This window comes from Corynebacterium tuscaniense, from assembly GCF_008693065.1.
Taxonomy (GTDB): domain Bacteria; phylum Actinomycetota; class Actinomycetes; order Mycobacteriales; family Mycobacteriaceae; genus Corynebacterium; species Corynebacterium tuscaniense.
Window position 1 is genome coordinate 1 of record NZ_VXKH01000004.1, and the last position, 20,270, is coordinate 20,270.

At 58.4% G+C, this 20,270-nt stretch carries 19 protein-coding genes; 18 read left to right on the forward strand and 1 reads right to left on the reverse strand.

Annotation, left to right across the window (positions count from 1 at the left end; all coding sequences use genetic code 11):
- The first annotated feature begins 534 nt into the window (after positions 1 to 534).
- From F4V54_RS02065 to F4V54_RS02080, 4 genes are all read left to right on the forward strand, one after another.
- The gene (locus F4V54_RS02065) at positions 535 to 951 is read left to right on the forward strand and encodes a hypothetical protein (RefSeq protein WP_211359445.1); all 417 of its coding nucleotides are present in this window, start codon (positions 535 to 537) and stop codon (positions 949 to 951) included.
- Complete coding sequence (locus tag F4V54_RS02070) at positions 936 to 1,655, forward strand: hypothetical protein (RefSeq protein ID WP_150386078.1); 720 nt, start codon at positions 936 to 938, stop codon at positions 1,653 to 1,655. The genes F4V54_RS02065 and F4V54_RS02070 overlap by 16 nt, the downstream gene beginning before the upstream one ends.
- Positions 1,656 to 1,691: 36 nt before the next feature.
- Complete coding sequence (locus F4V54_RS02075) at positions 1,692 to 2,501, forward strand: TrmH family RNA methyltransferase (RefSeq protein ID WP_150386079.1); 810 nt, start codon at positions 1,692 to 1,694, stop codon at positions 2,499 to 2,501.
- Between the two features lie 77 nt (positions 2,502 to 2,578).
- Complete coding sequence (locus tag F4V54_RS02080) at positions 2,579 to 3,736, forward strand: MFS transporter (protein WP_150386080.1); 1,158 nt, start codon at positions 2,579 to 2,581, stop codon at positions 3,734 to 3,736.
- A 23-nt stretch (positions 3,737 to 3,759) separates the two neighbouring features.
- Here the strand turns inward: F4V54_RS02080 and F4V54_RS11890 are convergent, their stop codons facing one another.
- The gene (locus F4V54_RS11890; RefSeq protein ID WP_376997668.1) at positions 3,760 to 4,002 is read right to left on the reverse strand and encodes a FitA-like ribbon-helix-helix domain-containing protein; all 243 of its coding nucleotides are present in this window, start codon (positions 4,000 to 4,002) and stop codon (positions 3,760 to 3,762) included.
- Between the two features lie 183 nt (positions 4,003 to 4,185).
- Here F4V54_RS11890 and pheS point away from each other — a divergent pair, with 183 nt between their 5' ends.
- The 14 genes from pheS to F4V54_RS02150 all read left to right on the forward strand — a co-directional run bounded on the left by pheS (position 4,186) and on the right by F4V54_RS02150 (position 20,260).
- A complete protein-coding gene (pheS, locus tag F4V54_RS02085; protein WP_150386081.1) occupies positions 4,186 to 5,244 on the forward strand; it encodes a phenylalanine--tRNA ligase subunit alpha in 1,059 nt (352 codons plus the stop codon).
- Positions 5,245 to 5,271: 27 nt separating this feature from the next.
- A complete protein-coding gene (gene pheT, locus F4V54_RS02090; RefSeq protein ID WP_150386082.1) occupies positions 5,272 to 7,782 on the forward strand; it encodes a phenylalanine--tRNA ligase subunit beta in 2,511 nt (836 codons plus the stop codon).
- Between the two features lie 85 nt (positions 7,783 to 7,867).
- On the forward strand, positions 7,868 to 8,911 hold the full coding sequence (argC, locus tag F4V54_RS02095; RefSeq protein WP_150386083.1) for an N-acetyl-gamma-glutamyl-phosphate reductase: 1,044 nt from the start codon (positions 7,868 to 7,870) through the stop codon (positions 8,909 to 8,911).
- A 38-nt stretch (positions 8,912 to 8,949) separates the two neighbouring features.
- Positions 8,950 to 10,110 carry a bifunctional glutamate N-acetyltransferase/amino-acid acetyltransferase ArgJ gene (gene argJ, locus F4V54_RS02100; RefSeq protein ID WP_034662921.1) on the forward strand — a complete coding sequence of 387 codons (1,161 nt, stop codon included), beginning with the start codon at positions 8,950 to 8,952 and terminating at the stop codon, positions 10,108 to 10,110.
- 31 nt (positions 10,111 to 10,141) lie between these two features.
- Positions 10,142 to 11,098 (forward strand): acetylglutamate kinase, encoded by a 957-nt coding sequence (argB, locus tag F4V54_RS02105; RefSeq protein ID WP_150386084.1) that lies wholly within the window; start codon positions 10,142 to 10,144, stop codon positions 11,096 to 11,098.
- Positions 11,095 to 12,318, forward strand: a complete 1,224-nt coding sequence (locus F4V54_RS02110; protein ID WP_376997672.1) for an acetylornithine transaminase — start codon at positions 11,095 to 11,097, stop codon at positions 12,316 to 12,318. Before argB ends, F4V54_RS02110 begins: the two co-directional genes overlap by 4 nt.
- A gap of 2 nt (positions 12,319 to 12,320) precedes the next feature.
- A complete protein-coding gene (gene argF, locus F4V54_RS02115) occupies positions 12,321 to 13,271 on the forward strand; it encodes an ornithine carbamoyltransferase (protein ID WP_034662917.1) in 951 nt (316 codons plus the stop codon).
- A 1-nt stretch (position 13,272) separates the two neighbouring features.
- Positions 13,273 to 13,791 carry an arginine repressor gene (locus F4V54_RS02120; RefSeq protein WP_034662915.1) on the forward strand — a complete coding sequence of 173 codons (519 nt, stop codon included), beginning with the start codon at positions 13,273 to 13,275 and terminating at the stop codon, positions 13,789 to 13,791.
- Between the two features lie 58 nt (positions 13,792 to 13,849).
- Positions 13,850 to 15,052: an argininosuccinate synthase gene (locus tag F4V54_RS02125; RefSeq protein ID WP_034662912.1), complete on the forward strand. Its 1,203-nt coding sequence runs from the start codon at positions 13,850 to 13,852 to the stop codon at positions 15,050 to 15,052.
- 51 nt (positions 15,053 to 15,103) lie between these two features.
- Positions 15,104 to 16,540, forward strand: coding sequence for an argininosuccinate lyase (gene argH / locus F4V54_RS02130; protein ID WP_150386085.1), 1,437 nt, complete (start codon positions 15,104 to 15,106; stop codon positions 16,538 to 16,540).
- Between the two features lie 196 nt (positions 16,541 to 16,736).
- Positions 16,737 to 17,843, forward strand: a complete 1,107-nt coding sequence (locus F4V54_RS02135) for a hypothetical protein (RefSeq protein WP_232218077.1) — start codon at positions 16,737 to 16,739, stop codon at positions 17,841 to 17,843.
- A 14-nt stretch (positions 17,844 to 17,857) separates the two neighbouring features.
- Positions 17,858 to 19,432, forward strand: coding sequence for a VWA domain-containing protein (locus F4V54_RS02140; protein ID WP_034662907.1), 1,575 nt, complete (start codon positions 17,858 to 17,860; stop codon positions 19,430 to 19,432).
- Positions 19,419 to 20,048 carry a hypothetical protein gene (locus F4V54_RS02145; RefSeq protein ID WP_052092584.1) on the forward strand — a complete coding sequence of 210 codons (630 nt, stop codon included), beginning with the start codon at positions 19,419 to 19,421 and terminating at the stop codon, positions 20,046 to 20,048. The genes F4V54_RS02140 and F4V54_RS02145 overlap by 14 nt, the downstream gene beginning before the upstream one ends.
- A gap of 20 nt (positions 20,049 to 20,068) precedes the next feature.
- Positions 20,069 to 20,260 (forward strand): Trm112 family protein, encoded by a 192-nt coding sequence (locus tag F4V54_RS02150; protein ID WP_034662905.1) that lies wholly within the window; start codon positions 20,069 to 20,071, stop codon positions 20,258 to 20,260.
- Positions 20,261 to 20,270 lie beyond the last annotated feature (10 nt).

Consider the following 20,270-nt stretch of genomic DNA (forward strand, 5'->3'; position numbering starts at 1 on the left):
CGCAGCCACCAACACCACAACCGCCGGCACCGCAGCCACCAACACCACAACCGCCGTCTCCGTGGCCGTGGCAACCGGCACCGACACCAACGCCGACGCCCCCGCCGACTAAGCCGAAGCCGCCTAGGGATGACTGGGACGACTGGGACAATTGGGACGATTGGGATGACTGGGATAGCTGGGATCCTTGGAAGGGCTTGAACCCGTGGCCTCGGTTCCCGTGGGTTTTCCGCCCATAGATGATTGATTCACTCGTCTAATTCCACAGAAGGACGGGGCACCCCTAGTAGTGGGGTGCCCCGTCTACTGCATTAAAAAGCTGTTTAGTTAGGACTCTCGATTTCTCCGAACCATTCACCGAACGCACTACAGGAAAACGTCAACGCTCCGAAGACTGTTTAGGCCCGGCGTCTGCCTGTGCACCCCGCTTTCAGCGATCGCCCCGTTGCTCCGGTTTTACTCCAGGATAGCGGAGCTTTGTGCTGTAATAATCCATGCTTGCCCCGTGATGCTGCCACGGGCTGGAGGAGGGACATGGTGCATTTGGCGGCGGAAAGGCCTAGAAGCACATGGCGCTGCGCGTTGGACAACCGCCATCCGCGGGAGCCAGGCTTTTCTTTGAGCGTGCTTTTTCAGGCAGCAGCCGAAGATCCGGAGCGATTCAACCCTACGGATCCGTTCGAGCAATCCCGTCGGCTTGATATGCCGGCCATTCGGCAGCTCTTTGGGGTCAAATACAGCCTGATCATCCTCGGCGTGTTTCTAGGTTTCATGATTATCTTCAATGTGGTGGGCATGATGGTCGTTGTGGGGCGCGAGAACTGGCTGTTTGCGGGCCTCAATACAGCGGTGGTTGGGTTGAGCCTCTTTTACTACCTTCGCCTCGACAGTGGCGGAAGAAACGGCGCGCATTCTCAGCTGGGAGCTTGGAGGCGTTGCGTCCTCTTGTAAGGCAGGTCCAGCGCGACACATTCAATGGCTTCGACGCGTACCCATATGCCCGGACGTTTGCGGAGGCCACATATCGCCGGCAGCAGTTGGGGCTGGATCTAGAGAATGCTTTACCCTTTGAGGTGCAGATCTGCCATGACGTCGGGGTACTCCTGCGGAGTAGGGCATCAGTCAGACGTGCCCACGAGAATGACGTGCGGGCAGTAGACCCGATTATCTTCTCTGGCCTCGATTTTTCCACCGACAGAAGACAGGAGCGGAATCGCTTCCTCGGCTCTCTTCTGGAGCAAGCTCAAAAGGAAGAAGCACTGCGGGTGGGAGAGATAATTTCCACCTGTGGCGGAGTGGTCGTCGCTGATATTAAGTGGTGGAACGGCACGCTGAGCTTAACGCGGGACGGCACCATCGTGGATGACAACCTCGGTTCGGAGGAGCTGTCCCGCTACCGTTCGATCTGCGCGCTGGCGGATGCTGCCCGCCTTGTGGGCGGTGGGGATATCGAGTTCGTACTCGTCATCGTTTCTGGCGGCAACGTCAAGGGCGGAAAACTGGAGACCAAGATAAGAAAGCAGCGCGTTATCGTCGCCGAGTGGACTGAAGCTATGGGGGAGCTCATTCACCTGGATGCCCGCAAGTCGGTGGTGCCCCCGATCACAATCGATGACATCTTGGAGCGCACACCCGTTGCGAGGCCAGAGCATTAGCACGGCCGGAACGCTCTAGTTATACGCTTGGTTGCCATGAGTCTTGATTTCTCCCAACCATTCACCGAGCGCACCCCGCGCGTGGTCAACGCCGCTAAGTTAAACCGGGCTGCGGGCAGGAAGAAAGCAAAGGCTTTCCTGGCGGAAGGGGAGAACTCCGTGGAGGCCGCTGTGGCCACCGGTGCGGCCACGGACCTGTTTGTCACGGAAGCCGCCGCTGACCGCTTCGCCGACATTGTCACCACCGCCGGCTACATGGATGTGTACAGCCACGCTATTACGGACAAGGCTGCGCAGTCCCTCACGGACACCGTGCGCACTACCGGTATCTTCGCCGTGTGCAAGCCGGTCACGTGGACGCTCGGCTCGATCCTCAAAGGTCGCCCCAAGCTCGTCGCCGTGTGCGTGGAAACCAATGATCCCGGCAATGCCGGCACGATCATCAGGCTTGTCGACGCACTCGGAGCCGACGCCGTTGTCTTCGCCGGCGACACGGTTGACCCGGAATCACCGAAGGTTGTGCGCTCCTCAGCCGGCTCACTGTTCCACGTTCCCGTCGCTCGCGAGCGCGACATCAAGGGAGTCCTCGGTCAACTCCGGGCAGCAGGCTTATCGACGTTGGCCACCACCATGAACGGCAACCTCGATCTGACCAATCCCGGTGACGCACTGAACAAGCCCACCGCATGGCTGTTCGGCAACGAAGCCCACGGTCTGCCTGATGGCATCCTCGCCGTGGCCGACGACACTGCCTCCGTCCCGATCAAGGGCTCCGCCGAATCGCTCAACCTGTCCACCGCAGCCTCGATCTGTTTGTGGGAGTCTGCCAAGGCGTTGAACCAGTAATAGCCGAACGAACAGAAAACTAAGATCCCCGCCCAGAATTGTGATGCGGAGCACATTTTCCCCGTTATCATTCACCTATGGCAGACACCGTTAAAGAAGGGGCGGGAAGAGTCCTCCTCTTTGGCATGTTCCAGGTGGTGCTGGGCAGCACCGTGCCGTCTGGCCTTTACGCCATTTATGAACGTGAGTGGGATCTCGCGCGCATCCAGACAACGCTCGTCTTCGCCGCGTATGTGGCCGGCGTCCTGTTCAGTCTCATCTTTCTTGGTGGACTAGCCGATCGGTTCGGCAGAAAACCCGCGATCCTTTTCTCCGTTGTCGTTGGTGGCCTATCCAGCATCGCCTTCCTAGTGGCATCAGGATTACCCTTACTCGTCTTAGCTCGCTTCCTCAGCGGTGTATCTGTTGGCGCATGTACAGGTGCCTTCACCTCAGCGTTGAACGACTACTACGGCCGCACTCATGGCTCGGCGTTGAGCGCGATTATCACCTCTGCTGCTCTCGCCTTCGGACCACTGGCCTCCGCAATATTGGCCGTGACACTCCCACTCCCACTGCGTCTACCTTTCATGGTGCATCTAGCGATGATCGCCATCGTTCTAATCAGCTGCCTGCTGCTACCGGAAAGGCCGCAACATGAGGAGCATGTCCACGCTCACGAATCAACAGAGCATAGTCGGGGAGTGTTCCCAACGCGGTCTGCTCTCTTTGTATTCTTGGTCTGCGCATCAGTCATTGGCTGGGCATACGGGGCAAATGGCATGTGGCAGTCGGTGGTGCCTTTGTCCATGCACGTGGTGGACAATCAACTGCAGATCGCATCAATCACTGCCTTGATGTTGGGAGCTTCCGCTGTGACGCAGTGGTTGACACTCAAGCAAACGCCAGAAAAAATCCTGCCGGTTGGACTGGTTCACTTGGCCGTTGGTTTAGCAACCACCGCGTATGGCGTTCATGCTCAATTGGTGTGGCTTGTCATCGCTGCCACTTGTCTCGTCGGTGTCGGGCAGGGCATGTCTTTTAGGAGTTCGCTTGGCCTCGCCGCCAACAGCGCCTCTCCCCACAAACAGGCAACCGCAATCTCTATGTACTACATCTTCGGCTATCTCATGACGGCTGTGCTGCCCCTTCTCACCAACGCGGGCGGTGTCATCGCCGTCCTGTGCATCATGGTGGTGCTGACGGTGGGGAGCCTGGTGGCATCGCGTTTCATAGCGAAGGTGCGGCTTGATTAATCCCACGGGTTGAAACGAATAGGCTAAGAAGGTCGCCCAGGAAGTTGCAGTTCACCAGTCGCTTCATGAGCTACAACGATCTGATGAAGCCGACGCAGCGGATTCTGGGGTCTGACTCCCTTGAACAAAATCTCCTTGACCTCTGCCTCCAAAGTGCGTCCGTTGAGCGCTGCCCGCTCGGTGAGCGCGTTTAGAAGATGGTCATCGATATTGCGTATGACGAGTGATTCCATTCTCCTGACCTCCTGCACGCTGGTTAGAAGCATCGTATGGCTAGTGCGGGTTCTGGGGCAATGGTCAATCCTTCATTTCAGAACGTATGGCATCCCGTCGAGTAGCAAAAGCTATGGTGCTTTCCGCAGGCCTTGCCGTGGGAAGTTGGAGGTGCACGGGTATGCTGGTGACCGTTTTGAAAACGTCTATCTGGAAAGGCGCGGGTGAACGGTAGCGTGGCTGATCAGAGCAACCCCACACCGGAAATTGAATTGACCGAAGAGGGCTTGAATGCTGCTGCAGATGCGGCGATTGCTGCCTTTGAAGCAGCAGCTGATCTGGCCACGCTTGAGGCAGTGAAGCGCGCTCACCTGGGCGAGCAGTCGCCGATCATGCACGCTCGGAAGTCCCTGGGTTCGATTCCGAAGGATCAGCGCAAGGATGCCGGTCGCTTCGTGAATATGGCGCGTGGGCGTGCAGAAAAGCGTTACAGCCAGTTGTATGCAAAGCGAGAAGCGGAGCATCGTGAGCAGCAGCTGCGTGCGGAGACGGTGGATGTCACGCTGCCGACGACGCGTGCACAGGCGGGTGCGATGCACCCGATCACCGCGTTGAGTGAGCAGATCGCGGACATCTTTGTTGGTATGGGTTGGGAAGTTGCGGAAGGCCCGGAGGTCGAGGCCGAGTACTTCAATTTCGATGCGCTGAACTTCATCCCGGATCACCCGGCGCGCACCTTGCAGGACACGTTTTACGTGAGCAAGGAAGGCTCGCGCCAGGTGATGCGCACGCATACGTCGCCAGTTCAGGTGCGCACGATGCTGGAGCGGGACCTGCCGATCTACATTGCGTGCCCGGGCCGTGTGTTCCGTACCGATGAGCTTGATGCCACGCACACGCCGGTTTTCCACCAGGTGGAGGGTCTTGCAGTGGACAAGGGACTGACTATGGCGCACCTGCGCGGCACGCTAGATCACCTGGCCAAGGTGCTGTTCGGGCCGGAGACGAAGACGCGTATTCGCACCAACTACTTCCCGTTCACGGAACCGTCCGCTGAGGTAGACGTGTGGTTCCCAAACAAGAAGGGTGGCGCCGGCTGGATTGAGTGGGGTGGCTGCGGCATGGTCAACCCGAATGTGCTTCGTGCGGTTGGTATTGATCCGGATGAGTACCAGGGCTTCGCCTTCGGTATGGGCATTGAGCGTACGCTGCAGTTCCGCAATGGTCTGACGGACATGCGTGACATGGTTGAAGGCGATGTGCGCTTCACACAGCCGTTCGGCGTCCAGGCGTAGCAGGGAAAGGTTCAAGGAGAGTAGAAAATGCTGATTTCTCAGAAGTGGTTGACGTCCCTGCTGAACAACGCTGGTAACCCTGGCTGGTCTGTCAGTGCAGAGGAGCTGGACGCTGGGTTTGTGCGTGTCGGTTTTGAAACCGAGGGCTATGAGCCCCTGCCGGAGACCACCGGCCCGCTCGTCATCGGTCGCGTAGAAGAAATTGAGGAGCTCACGGAGTTCCGGAAGCCAATTCGCTACTGTCAGGTGAACGTCGGCAAGGCGAATGGCACTGGTGAGCTGCAGGGCATTATCTGTGGTGCGCGCAACTTCAAGGAGGGGGACTACGTTGTGGTGTCCCTTCCGGGTGCCGTGCTGCCTGGTGGTTTTGAGATCTCCGCGCGTGAGACCTACGGCCACATTTCTAACGGCATGATGGCGTCTGAAGCTGAGCTTGGGTTTACGTCCAAGAGCGATGGCATCATTGTGCTGCCTGAGGGTGCAGGCGAGCTGGGCCAGGATGCCCACGAGGTGCTCGGTGGTCCGGACACGATCTTCGAGGTCAACATCACGCCGGACCGTGGTTACGCTCTCTCCGCACGTGGCTTGGGTCGTGAGGTCGCGTCTGCCTTTGATCTTGAGTACAAGGATATGGCGGATGATCCGTCGATTGCGGGTATTGATGTCGCCGGTGTCCCGGCACCGACGGGTGATCTTATTTCGATCACCCTGGAGGAGTCCGCGAAGGTCCAGCGTTTTGGCTTGCGCAAGGTGGAGGGCATCGATCCTGCGGTGGAGGCACCGTTCTGGATGAAGCGCGTGCTCATGCTCGCTGGTGTGCGTTCTGTTAACGCCGCCACCGATGTGACCAACTACGTCATGCTTCTCCTCGGCCAGCCGATGCACGCTTTTGATGCGGACAAGGTCGCTGGTGGTCTGCGCGTGCACAATGCGCAGGGTGGGGAAGAGTTTGAAACCCTCGACCACATCAAGCGCACGCTCACCCCAGGTGATGTGGTCATCTCCGATGACACCGGCATCCAGTCACTCGCAGCCATCATGGGGGGTACGACCTCGGAGATCAGCGAAGACACCACGAACGTCTACTTTGAGGCTGCTTCCTGGGATGCACTCACCGTTGCTCGTTCCGCACGCCACCACAAGTTGAGCTCGGAAGCTTCTCGGCGCTTCGAGCGTGGCGTCGATCCCACCATCATTGAGGTAGCCCTGGACATGGCGTGTGCTTTGCTGGTGCAGATCGCTGGAGGAACCATTTCCGATAAGCGCACTCTCGTTGAAGGCGCTCTTCAGAAGCGTGAGCCGATTAACCTGCGCGTGAAGCACCCGTCCGAACTCATTGGTGTGGAGTACTCCAAGGCGACCGTGATTAAGCGCCTACAGGAGGTCGGTTGCGAGATCACGGATAACGGTGATGTCCTCGTAGTCACTCCGCCAGCGTGGCGTACGGACCTCAATGAGCCGGTGGAGCTCATCGAGGAGATCGTCCGCCTAGAAGGCCTGGACGATATTCCGTTGGTGCTGCCTACTCCGCGCGGTGGCCGTGGACTCTCCCCAGTACAGCGTCGTCGCCGTGCAGTGACGCATGCTTTGGCCTACTCCGGCTATGTGGAGATCATCCCGACCCCGTTCATGTCCAACACCGTTGTGGATACGTGGGGCCTGGATGCAGACGATCCGCGCCGCAACACCGTTGGTGTGCAGAACCCGCTCGATGCGGATTATGCAGTGCTGGCCACCACGCTGCTGCCAGCCATGCTGGAAGCCGTCGGCCGCAATGTCGCCCGTGGCCGCCATGACCTCAGCCTGTACTCCGTGGCACAGACCGCGGAGAAGACTGCTGATGAATCGCCGATGCCAAGCGTGGCGGAGCGTCCGAGCGACGCCGTGGTGGAGGAGCTCGTTTCCTCGCTGCCGGTGCAGCATCTGCACGCAGCCACCGTGGCTATCGGCAATATTGAGCCCGAAGGTCCGTGGGGCGATGGCCGCGCATACACGTGGGCTGACGCCATTGAATCCGCGCAGGTTGTTGCACGCGCGTGTGGCGTGACTCTGGACATTGAGTCCGTTGACCACCTTCCGTGGCACCCGGGCCGTTGCGCCCAGCTTTCTGTCGATGGCGTTGTCGTCGGCTACGCCGGTGAGCTGCACCCGCAGGTCCTGGAAGCCCTTGGCCTGCCGGAGCGCACCTGCGCGATGGAGATTGATCTCACCGCCGTGCCCTTCAACCAGACCCTGCCGGCACCGGTGCTGTCATCCTTCCCGGCTCTGCACCAGGACATCGCATTGGTTGTGGATGAGGCAGTGCCGGCGGAGTCCGTGCGCCGCACGATCGAGCAGAATGCTGGGGACTTGCTTGAGGCAGTTGAGCTTTTCGACGTCTACCGGTCCGAGTCCCTCGGCGACGGCAAGAAGTCTCTGGCTTTTGGTCTGATCTTCCGTGCGCCTGACCGTACGCTGACGGATGATGAGGCATCGGCCGGACGTCTTGCGGCAGCAGAAGCTGCTGAAAAGGAGTTCGGTGCGCAGATGCGTGCTTAGGGTTACGGTCCCCCGCCATAAATTTATAAAATAAAACTCACGGAATAGTTTACATTCGTGCGCTTGGGGGAGTAGCCTGTCCGCTATGGCTATTTCTGTCGCTGTGGCGGGTGCTACCGGTTATGCCGGTGGCGAGATCCTGCGCCTGCTGCTGAACCATCCGCGGTACCTTGACGGCACCTTGAGCATTGGTGCACTGACCGGCAATTCTAATGCCGGTCAAAGTGCTGCGGTGGTGCTCCCGCACCTTCCGCAATTGGCGGATAAGACGATCCAAGAAACGACCACAGAGATTCTCTCCGGTCATGATGTTGTCTTCCTGGGGCTCCCGCATGGCTTCAGCGCATCGATCGGCGCTGCTCTTCCGGAAGACACTCTTGTTCTGGACTGTGCCGCTGATTTCCGTCTGCGCTCTGCGGATGATTGGGAGAAGTACTACGGCAGTGACCATGCTGGCGCCTGGCCCTATGGCATCCCGGAGATGCCCGGCCACCGTGAGCAGATTGCGGCTGCTCGCCGCATCGCCGTACCTGGCTGTTTCCCCACTGGGGCAACGCTGGCCGCGTTGCCCGCTGTTGCCGCCGGTCTCATCCAACCAGCCCTGAACGTGGTATCCGTGACCGGTGTTTCAGGTGCCGGCAAGAAAGCGAACGTGGACCTGTTGGGTTCGGAGATCATGGGCTCTTTGAAGGCTTACAACACGGCTGGCAAACACCGCCACACCCCAGAGATGGTGCAGAACCTCAGCGAGGTCACCGATGAGGATGTGACGGTGAGCTTCACTCCGGTACTTGCACCGTTGCCCCGCGGAATTCTCACTACGATCACCACGCCTTTGAATGGTGATGTCACTGAGGAAGCAGCACGCGCTGCTTATGCAGAGTTCTATGCCGATGAGCCGTTCATGTACCTGCTTCCGCAGGGCATCCAACCGCAGACGCAGAACGTGGTTGGCTCCAACATGTGCCACATCCAAGTTGAGGTCGATGAGGGGGCAGGTGTTCTGGTGCTCACCTCGGCTATTGATAATTTGACCAAGGGCACGGGAGGCGCTGCCGTCCAGTGCATGAATATCGCGCTTGGTTTTGAAGAAACAGATGGTCTGCCACGTGCAGCCGTCGCGCCATAACCATTAACTAATCACTACTGAAAGAGAGTCCGATCACTATGGCAACCACAGGCGTGACTGCCCCAGCAGGTTTTGTGGCCGCAGGAGTTACAGCAGGTATTAAGCCTTCGGGCAATCCGGACATGGCCCTCGTCGTCAACACTGGCCCAGAGTATGTGGCAGCTGCTGTGACCACGCGCAACAAAGTTGTGGCTGCGCCCGTGAAAGTAACCCGCAAGGCTGTAGCCGACGGTGTGCTCAGGGCAGTGGTGTTTAACTCCGGTAACGCTAATGCCTGTAATGGCCGACAGGGCGATGAGGATGCGGTGGCGATGCAAGAGCACACCGCGGCCGCCCTTGGTGTTGCCGCCGATGATGTGGCTGTGTGCTCCACCGGGCGCATTGGTGATCTGCTGCCCATGGATATCATCCGCAAGGGTATTGATCAGATGAGTACATCGCTGGGTGATGATGGCACGGCTGCCGCTACCGCAATCATTACCACGGACACCGTGGCAAAAGAAGCAGTTGTTGTCCGTGACGGCTGGACCGTCGGCGGCATGGCTAAAGGCGTGGGCATGATGGCACCATCCTTGGCCACGATGCTCACGTGTATTACTACTGATGCGTTGGTCACTCCGGAGGTACTGGATCGTGCGCTGCGTGCGGCGAGTGCCGTCACCTTTGACACCCTGGACATCGATGGCACAACCTCCACCAACGACTCTGTGGTGATCATGGCCTCCGGCGCATCTGGTGTGACGCCTTCCGCGGAGGATCTTGCGGACGCGGTGCTGGACATCAGCCGTGATCTGGCACGCCAGCTGCAGTCAGATGCTGAAGGTGTAACCAAGCGCGTGTCCATCACCGTGGAAGGCACCACTACTGATGAACAGGCGCTCAATGCGGCCCGCACGATTGGTCGGGACAACCTGTTCAAGTGCGCGATGTTTGGTTCTGACCCGAACTGGGGTCGCGTTCTCGCCGCCGTCGGTATGGCCGAGGCCGACATGGACCCAGACAACATCAGCGTGTACTTCAACGGCCAGCCAGTGTGCGAGGGAAGCACTGGTGCTCCGGGCGCACGAGAAGTGGACTTGAGCGGTGCGGACATTGAGGTCCGCGTGGACTTGGGCACCGGTGGCTCCGGTATCGCGACCGTGAGTACCACCGACTTGTCCTACGCCTACGTGGAGATCAACTCAGAGTACTCGACCTAAAAAAGCTGGGGAATAGACAATGGACAGCAGTATGAACGCAGTAGCGGAACTCACCCGTGGTTTGACCAACCAAGACCGAGCCCATGTGTTGGCGGAGGCTCTGCCGTGGCTTCAGCACTACCGCGACAAGATTGTTGTGGTGAAGTACGGCGGTAATGCCATGATCGATGATGACCTCAAATCGGCATTCGCAGCTGACATGGTCTTCCTGCGCACCGTGGGCGCCAAGCCGGTGGTGGTGCACGGCGGTGGTCCGCAGATCACCACCATGCTTGGCCGGCTCGGTCTTGACAGTGGTGAATTTATTGGTGGATTCCGCGTGACCACGCCAGAGATTCTGGACGTTGTTCGGATGGTTCTCTTCGGCCAGGTCGGGCGTGACCTCCTCGGGCGCATCAACTCCCACGGCCCGTACGCGGTGGGCACCTCAGGAGAGGATGCTGGTTTGTTCACTGCTGAGAAGCGCCTGGTTGAGGTCGATGGTCAGCTGAAGGATATCGGCCTTGTCGGTGAGATTGTGGATGTGAACCCCGCCGCTGTGATGGATATTATCGACGCTGGCAGGATTCCCGTTGTCTCCGGTATTGCACCTGGTGTGGACGGCAATGTGTACAACATCAACGCCGACTCCGCTGCGGGTGCGCTCGCGGCAGCGCTGAAAGCAGAGCGCCTGGTGGTACTCACCAATGTCGAGGGCCTGTACACCGACTGGCCGAATAAGGATTCGTTGCTATCCAAGATCGAAGTCAACGAACTGGAAAAGATCGTGCCCAACCTCGATTCGGGCATGATCCCCAAAATGGAAGCATGCCTCACCGCCGTGAACGGGGGAGTGGCAGCAGCACATGTGATTGATGGGCGTATCCCGCACTCGGTTCTCTTGGAGCTGCTCACCATGGGTGGCATCGGCACCATGGTGTTGCCGAATGACTATGAGCGGGAAAACTACCCGGATGGCACCGTGTTCAGGAAGGACGATGTGCAGTGAGTAACGCAGTGTCGAACACTTCGCTTTCTAACGCGAAGGCGCTGGCCGAATGGTCGGGCGTGTTCATGGATTCCTACGGCACCCCACAATTGCACCTTGTATCGGGCAATGGCGTCACCGTGACGGACGCGGATGGCAAAACCTACATCGATATGTTGGCGGGCATTGCCGTGAATTCCTTGGGGCATGGGCACCCGGCGGTTGTGGGGGCCGTCGAGAAGCAAGTGCGCACCCTCGGACACATTTCTAATTTCTTTGGCTCTTACCCAGCTCTGGCGGTGGCTAAGGAGCTGCGTGCGCGCTTTGGTGATGATCAGGCGCGGGTGTTCTTCTGCAATTCCGGTGCAGAGGCTAATGAGGCGGCATTCAAGCTATCGCGTTTGACGGGGCGCACTCGGGTGCTGAGTGCCGTGCATGGGTTCCATGGACGCACCATGGGTGCGCTGTCTTTGACCGGGCAGCCAGCGAAGCAGAAGCCCTTCGAACCGCTGGTGCCGGGCGTGGAGTTCTATACCTACGGGGATATTGAGAACCTGTGTGAGCTCGTAGAACAAGACCCAACGAGCACTGCTGCTATTTTCCTGGAACCGATCCAGGGCGAGACCGGTGTGATCCCGGCGCCGGAACGCTTCCTGGAAGATGTCCGCGCGCTGTGTGATGAGCACGGGATACTCATGGTGGTGGATGAGGTGCAGACGGGTGTGGGTCGTACCGGAGACTTCTTTGCTCACCAGGCAGCGGGGATCACCCCGGACATTGTCACCATGGCTAAGGGGCTGGCCGGCGGCATGCCTATAGGCGCGGTGATCGCCCGCGGTGAGGCGGCGACGCTGTTTACCCCTGGCTCCCACGGAACGACTTTCGGCGGGAACCCGGTGTCCTGCGCCGCGGCGAAAGCAGTTCTGGGCGTTGTGAACGATGAGTTCTGCCAGGCGGTAAGGATGAAGGGGGAGAGGCTCGCACGGAGCGTCGAAAAGCTATCTGGCATTAACCACGTGCGGGGCCGCGGGCTCATGCTTGGCGTTGTATTGGACGCGCCTGTGGCAAAGAAGATGGTGGTGCGGGGACTGGAAAACGGCGTGATCCTCAACGCACCCACGGACAACGTTGTGCGCCTGACCCCGCCGCTGACCATCACGGATGAAGAACTGGATGCGGCAGTAGAAGCATTCGCAACAACCCTGACGGAGTGCATCCGCGCGGAAGCTGGAGGAGAGTAAACATGATTCATGCAGCACCACGAAACTTTCTGGCGGACGATGATCTTTCGCCCGCTGAGCAGGCAGAAGTGCTCGCTCTTGCGGCAAAGATGAAGCAGGACCGCTACGCATATCGCCCGTTGGAAGGGCCACAATCCGTCGCCGTGCTCTTTGACAAAACCTCCACGCGCACCCGCTTTTCGTTCATGACGGGTATCGCGGAACTTGGCGGATTTCCCATCGTGGCGGAAACTGGCAATTCGCAGATGGGCAAAGGCGAGACCTTCCAGGACACAGGTGCAACCTTGTCGCGGTACGTCTCCGCGATAGTGTGGCGCACGTACGCGCACTCCAACTTCCTGGAGATGGCGCAGGGATCCACCGTGCCCATCATCAACTCCCTTTCAGATGACTTGCACCCCTGCCAGATTCTTGCTGATCTGCAGACCATTATTGAAAACCTCTGCCCTGAGGAAGGGGCCGCGGGTCTCGCTGGTAAAAAGGCTGTGTACCTCGGTGATGGGGATAACAACATGGCCAATTCCTACATGATTGGCTTTGCCACAGCAGGGATGGATATTTCCATCGTTGCGCCGGAAGGTTTCCTGCCCAAGCCGGAGTTTATTGATCGTGCACACACCCGTGCACGGGAGACCGGTGCCACGGTCACGGTGACGACCGATTTGGCTGAGGTTGACGGCGCTGATGTTGTGATCACCGATACATGGGTGTCCATGGGTATGGAGGAAGACGGCAAGGATCGTCGCACGCCTTTCATGCCATACCAGGTCAACCAAACGGTCATGGATCGCGCTGCCAAGGATGCGATCTTCCTCCACTGCCTTCCGGCGTACCGCGGCAGTGAAGTCACCGCTGAGGTCATTGATGGCCCGCAGTCGCGTGTATTCGATGAGGCGGAAAATCGCCTGCACGCACAGAAAGCCCTCCTTACCTGGCTTCTGGAGAACCAGTGACATGACCACACCGAATTCACGCGCCGTGCGCCAGGCAAAAATCCTGGCCATCTTGGATCACACTCGAGTCTCCTCCCAGGTGCAGTTGTCGGAGTTGCTTCTGGACGAAGGCATTGACATCACCCAAGCCACCCTGTCCCGTGACTTGGATGAGCTGGGGGCCCGCAAGGTCCGCCCGTCCGGTGGTGGTCGCTCATACTACGCGGTAGGGGAGGAAGCACAGTCCTTCCAGGCTGCGCCTAAAGGTCCACGGGACAAATTGCGCCGTATGCTCGCTGAGTTGGTAGTCTCCATCGACCACACTGGCAACATCGCAGTGCTGCGCACGCCGGCCGGTGCGGCACAGTATTTGGCCAGCTACATTGATCGCGTGGCGCTCGACCAAGTGGTGGGTACCATCGCGGGTGATGACACGGTGTTCGTGTTGGCCCGAGAACCCCTTACCGGCAAAGAATTAGCCGAGGAGTTCATGGGGGACCGGGACGAGCATTCCGACGGCGATGAGCCCGGGGCCGGGTAGTACGCTGTCATACATTCTTTACTAAGCATTCAACAGAGCTAAGGAGCCCTTAAAACATATGACCAATCGCGTCGTTCTTGCTTATTCCGGCGGCCTGGACACGTCCGTCGCAATCCCGTACCTCGCTGAAATGACCGGCGGTGAGGTGGTTGCTGTTTCCCTCGACCTCGGCCAGGGCGGCGAGGACTTGGAGTCCGTGCGTCAGCGCGCCCTTGACTGCGGTGCGGTGGAGTCCATCGTTGTGGATGCCCGCGATGAGTTCGCCGAAGAGTACTGCCTGCCCACCATCAAGGCGAACGGCATGTACATGAAGCAGTACCCGCTGGTGTCTGCGATTTCCCGCCCGCTGATTGTCAAGCACCTCGTCGAAGCTGCTAAGGAGCATGGTGGCACCCACGTTGCACACGGCTGCACCGGTAAGGGCAACGACCAGGTGCGTTTCGAGGTTGGCTTTGTCAACATGGATCCGAACCTGGAGATTATCGCTCCGGCACGTGATTACGCATGGACCCGTGACAAGGCGATCGAGTACGCCGAGGGCAAGGATCTTCCGATTGAGCAGTCCGCTGCATCGCCGTTCTCCATTGACCAAAACGTTTGGGGTCGTGCGGTTGAGACCGGCTTCCTCGAGGATCTGTGGAACCCGCCGACAAAGGACCTGTACGCCTACACCGAGGACCCGGCCCTGGGGAATGCTCCGGACGAGGTGATCATTTCCTTCGAGGGCGGCAAGCCCGTTGCCATTGACGGCCGCAAGGTGACCATGCTCGAGGCCATCGAGGAGATGAACCGCCGCGCTGGTGCGCAGGGCGTTGGCCGCCTGGACATGGTGGAGGACCGCCTGGTGGGCATCAAGTCCCGCGAGGTCTATGAGGCTCCGGGCGCTGTTGCACTCATCACCGCACACGAGGCACTTGAGGATGTCACCGTCGAGCGTGAGCTTGCACGTTACAAGAGGCTTATCGACGCACGCTGGTCCGAGGAAGTCTACGACGGCCTCTGGTTCGGCCCCTTGAAGCGCTCCTTGGACGCTTTCATTGAGTCCACTCAGGAGCACGTCACCGGCGATATCCGCATGGTTCTGCACGCAGGCTCCATCACGGTCAACGGCCGTCGTTCCAGCCACTCGCTGTATGACTTCAACCTGGCTACCTACGACACGGGCGATACCTTCGACCAGTCCCACGCCAAGGGTTTTGTCAAGCTGCACGGTTTGTCTTCCGAGATCGCTAACAAACGTGACCGCGAAGCTGGGAAGTAAACAGAGCACGGTCAAAAACACGCTCAAGGACGCGAGGGAAGGACGATAGGAATGGAACAGCACGGTACGAATGAAGGTGCGCTGTGGGGTGGCCGATTTTCCGGTGGCCCATCGGAGGCAATGTTCGCACTGTCAGTGTCTACCCATTTCGACTGGATCCTCGCTCCATATGACGTATTGGCGTCCAAGGCTCACGCCAAGGTGCTCAACCGCGCGGGCCTTTTGACCGATTCGGACTTAGAAGCGATGCTCGCTGGCCTGGATCAGCTTGGCCGTGATGTAGCTGATGGCTCTTTCGGCCCAGAACCCTCCGATGAAGATGTGCACGGAGCGATGGAGCGTGGCCTCATTGATCGGGTTGGCCCCGAACTCGGTGGCCGTCTGCGCGCTGGACGTTCCCGCAATGACCAGGTTGCAGCCATGTTCCGAATGTGGCTGCGCGACGCCGTGCGCGCTATCTCCCTCGATGTCACAGACCTCGTGGATGCCCTGAGTAAACAGGCGGCAGCTCACCCGGATGCCATTATGCCGGGCAAGACCCACTTTCAGGCAGCCCAGCCCATCCTGCTAGCCCACTCACTGCTGGCCCACGCACAGCCTTTACTTCGTGATCTTGAACGCGTCCGCGATCTAGACAAGCGGCTGGCAGTCTCGCCGTACGGTTCTGGTGCGCTCGCCGGATCTTCGCTGAAGCTCGACCCCGAAGCCATTGCCGAGGAGCTCGGTTTCGACTCCGCTGCGGATAACTCCCTGGATGGCACCTCCTCCCGCGATTTTGTGTCGGAGGCAGCATTCGTCCTTGCTCAGATTGGGGTGGATATTTCTCGCCTTGCTGAGGAGATTATCGCGTGGTCAACGCCAGAATTCGGCTACATCACGCTTGATGACGCGTGGTCAACGGGATCTTCGATCATGCCGCAGAAGAAAAACCCGGACGTTGCAGAGCTTGCTCGCGGTAAGTCCGGCCGCCTCATTGGTAACCTGACAGGTCTTCTGGCTACGTTCAAGGCCATGCCGCTGGCCTACAACCGTGACCTGCAGGAGGACAAAGAGCCGATCATTGACTCAGTCAATCAGCTTCGGATCCTCCTACCAGCCATGACTGGTTTGGTGTCCACCCTCGTTTTCCATGAGGATCGCATGAGGGAGCTCGCTCCGGCGGGCTTCACCCTTGCTACAGATCTGGCGGAGTGGATGGTGCGCCAAGGCGTTCCGTTCCGTGAAGCACACGAGGCGACTGGTGCCTGCGTTCGCATTGCGGAGTCTCGAGGAGTTGATCTTGTGGATTTGACGGATGAGGAGCTCGTTAGCGTCGATAAGCGACTCACCCCTGACGTCCGTAAGGTGCTCACTATTGATGGTGCCGTGGCCTCCCGTTCTACCCGTGGCGGCACAGCTGGCGTTCGCGTTGCGGAGCAGCGCCAGCGTGTTGATGAGGCGAATGCACAGGCCCGCGCATGGGCCCGATTCCGTCCCACGGGGGCTTAATTAGCACGACGCACCCCCTCAGCCTGCAAAGTTAACAAGCGCACCTTAAACTGAGAACATGTCCACACAAAAGCCTTACGCCGACCTCGGAAGAAACAGTCCCTCCAGCTTTGGGGCACACCGTGCTGCTAGCCCAAGAAGTAGTTCATCCGGAAAGAGTCGTCAGAGATGGTCCATCGGCCTCGGTAGTTTGCTCGTGATTGTTGCGGTTATCGCCGTGCTCATGGGCCGCGGCATCATTCCCGGATTTACCGGCGCCACCGATCGTTTCGGTCCTGGCGGAAATGGGAGCGCTGGCCCAGCCAAGGGCACACAAGCGGTACACGGTGTCGTGGGTTCTGAAAAGCGGGAGTACTTTGAGGATCCGGCCGTGGTGGAGCGTCTCCGGGAGCTTGGCTACACAGTCACGGTTAACACTGCTGGCTCGCGACGCATCGCAACTGAAGTAGACCTCAAAACAGAGGACTTTGTTTTTCCGTCCTCGAGCCCCGCGACCCAGAAGATTACGGATCAAGGCTTAGGCTATTCCGCCGATTACCCCTTCTTTTCCCCCATGGCGGTGGCCACTTTCCAGCCAATCGTGGACTTGCTTGTTGGGGCTGAAGTGGTGCGAAAAGAAGGGGACACCTACGTCCTGGATATGAACAGGTTCATCGAGATCACCCAGGAGGGGAAACGTTGGCGCGACTTCGGCGATAGTTTCCCTTCACCGCGCAATGTCCAGATTTCCACGACGGACATACGCTCCTCAAATTCCGCGGCGATGTTCTTGTCTATCTTGGCGTGGCAGTTCGGTGAACGTGAACCGGACAAGGCAAACGATGTTGACTGGCTCACGCAGCAGGTCGCTCCGTTTTTTACCGATCAAGGCTATACCCAATCTTCTTCCGCAGGGCCCTTCAATGACTACTTAAGCCAAGGTATGGGGTCCTCGCCGATGGTGCTTGTCTACGAGGCCCAGTTCCTTGGGGAGCAAATGAAGCCGAACTCCCGCATCAAAGACGATATGGTGCTTGTCCAGCTAGACCCGACGGTGCTGGCTAACCATGGCATCGTAGGAATTAGCCCAGAAGGCAAGGAGCTCGGTCGTCTCTTGTCTACTGATGAGACTTTGCAACGGCTGGCTGCTCAACATGGCTTCCGGCCAGCTAGCCACGATTACCTCACGGAAATTCTGGGAGAAAAGGGCTTCCCGCCACCATCGAGTTATGTGTCGTCGGTTGACCCACCGAACTATGACCGGTTGGAAGCACTCATTGAAGGGACGGGTAAACGCTTTGGCTCCATCCCGCCGCGGCAGTAGGAGGAGCAGGAGAAATGAAAAAATTAGTAGCACTGCTTGTCGCTTCGCTCATGAGTTTGACGCTCACCGCGTGCGAGTTGACAGAAGAAGCAAGCCAATCGTTGGGGTCCAACTCAGATACTCCATTGAGCATTGTCGCTGCAACTGAGTTGGAGGACTTGGAACCCCTAGTCCAGCAGGCCGCCGAAGAACTTGGATTTCCCATTAATTTGGAATTCCATAAAGGCACGCTTCAGAACTCCCAAGACCTAAGGGACGGGAAATTTGATGGCTCAGTAGATGCCACGTGGATGGCCACCAACCGCTACGTTGACCTCATTGGTGCGCGTGGTGCGCTTGCGAATGAGACGAAGATAGCCACGAGCCCTGTCGCCTTCGGTGTGCAAAAGGCAAAGGTCCGCGAGCTTGGCTGGGATCAAAAGCAGCCCACGTGGAGTGAATTCGCAGCTGCTGGCCGCGAAGGTAAGTTCACATTCGGTATGACGGACCCGTCAGCGTCTAACTCAGGCTTCTCCGCGCTCGTCTCCGTAGCCACTGCAATGGCTGACACTGGTTCCGCGCTGACGGACCAGGATATTGAGAATGTGGGACCAAGCCTCCACGAACTTTTCCAGGCTCAGTCTCTGGTTTCTGGATCATCTGGGTGGCTCGCTGATTCTTTTCTGGAGGATCCGACAGAGGCAGATGCGATTATCAACTATGAGTCCACATTGCATCAGATGCGCGCCGAAGGAGCTGATATTGATGTCATTGTTCCTGCTGATGGGGTGATTTCCGCAGATTATCCGTTGTCCACGCTAGCTAATCCAGTTAGTGACGATGGTGCGGAGAAGGTTAAGGCACTCGCGGACTGGCTGCTTGACCACCAGCAATCTATCGCGGACTCTTACCGTCGCCCCGTACACGATGTGGAGAATATTCCGGCTGAGCTGCAGAGCCAAACCGTTATTGAACTGCCATTTCCAAGCAACTACGGAACGGTGCAGCACCTCGTCCAGCGCTACAACAATGAGTTCCGTACAAAGGGCAACACCACATTCGTGTTGGATATCTCCGGTTCGATGGAGGGTGAGCGCCTTGATTCGCTCAAACAAATCATGACGTCTCTGGTGGATGGCACTGCAGCAACGACCATTGGAAACGTGTCGTTGCGCGATGGGGAGACGGTGACCTTCCAGAAATTCTCCGCAGAACCGGGAGAGTCATTTACCGGCACGTACAGCACGACTGATCCGGCAGTGCAGCAGCAGTTCCTGGACTATATCAATAGCCTCGTCGCTTTTGGCGGAACGAACATCTACGACACGATTCTGGATGTGACGGAGACGGCGGACCCTAATGCGGGCATCACGTCGATCGTGTTGTTGACGGACGGGGAAGTGACGGCCGGGCGTGGCATGGCTCAGTTCAAGGACGATTACGCGAGGGTGACCGCGGATAAGGGGGTCGTCCCTGTGTTTGTCATCCAGTACGGTGAAGCCAACGTGGAAGAAATGAAAGAACTGGCGGACATGACCGGCGGCGCTGTGTTTGATGCGATTAACGGTGACCTCGCTGACGCGTTCAAGGAGATTCGTGGGTACCAGTAAACACTCCGCCACACCCGCACGCGGCGATAGCTTCTTCACCTCCAACAAGAACTTGGTGGGAATGGGCCTTGCCATTGCGGTTATCGGCGCGCACGTGATTATTGGCCTTGGCTTCCTATGGCCGATTGTTGCGGCCGCTGCTTGGGGCGCTGGCGTGATGCTGACACCTGCGCCATCGCAGAAAACTCTTCCGTCCGTCGCTTCACCACCTCTTCCATCGGGGGAGCAGTTGGAACAAAAGCTCACGGAAAACCTTAGTTCTCTCTATAACGTAGATCCTCCGGTACCTGTTGCTGTACAGGCGATGAAGTTAGAGAACACGCTGAGATTTGTCTTTGAGGAGTGGGATGACCTGGAATCGGCCCCGCAGCACCAGCAGACCATTTGGAGCATTGTGAATATCTACCTCCCTGAGGTGATCACGACTTATCTGGATGCGCCGCAGTACCGAAGCCCAGAAGCCGCCGATGTGGTCACTGGCTCACTAGCCACGTTGACCACCGCTGCCGCGAAAGTGAAGCGGGGCATCTTGGACCAGAACCTGCGTGCTTTGGATTCTCAGGCCCGAATGTTGCGGGAAGCCTTCGGCGACCTGCCTGGGTTGGATAAGAATTAGACAAGGTACGATGAGGCACCATGACGTCCAACACTCCAACGCTTGACCCACTGCTTCTTGACATCCTTGCATGTCCGAAGGACAAGGGGCCCTTGGAGTATCTCAAGGACGAGCAGTTGCTGGTCAATCGTCGTCTTGGCATTGCCTATCGTATCGATGAAGGCATTCCAGTTTTGCTTATCGACGAAGCTGTGCCGTATCCCGCCGAGTAGCACCCGAATT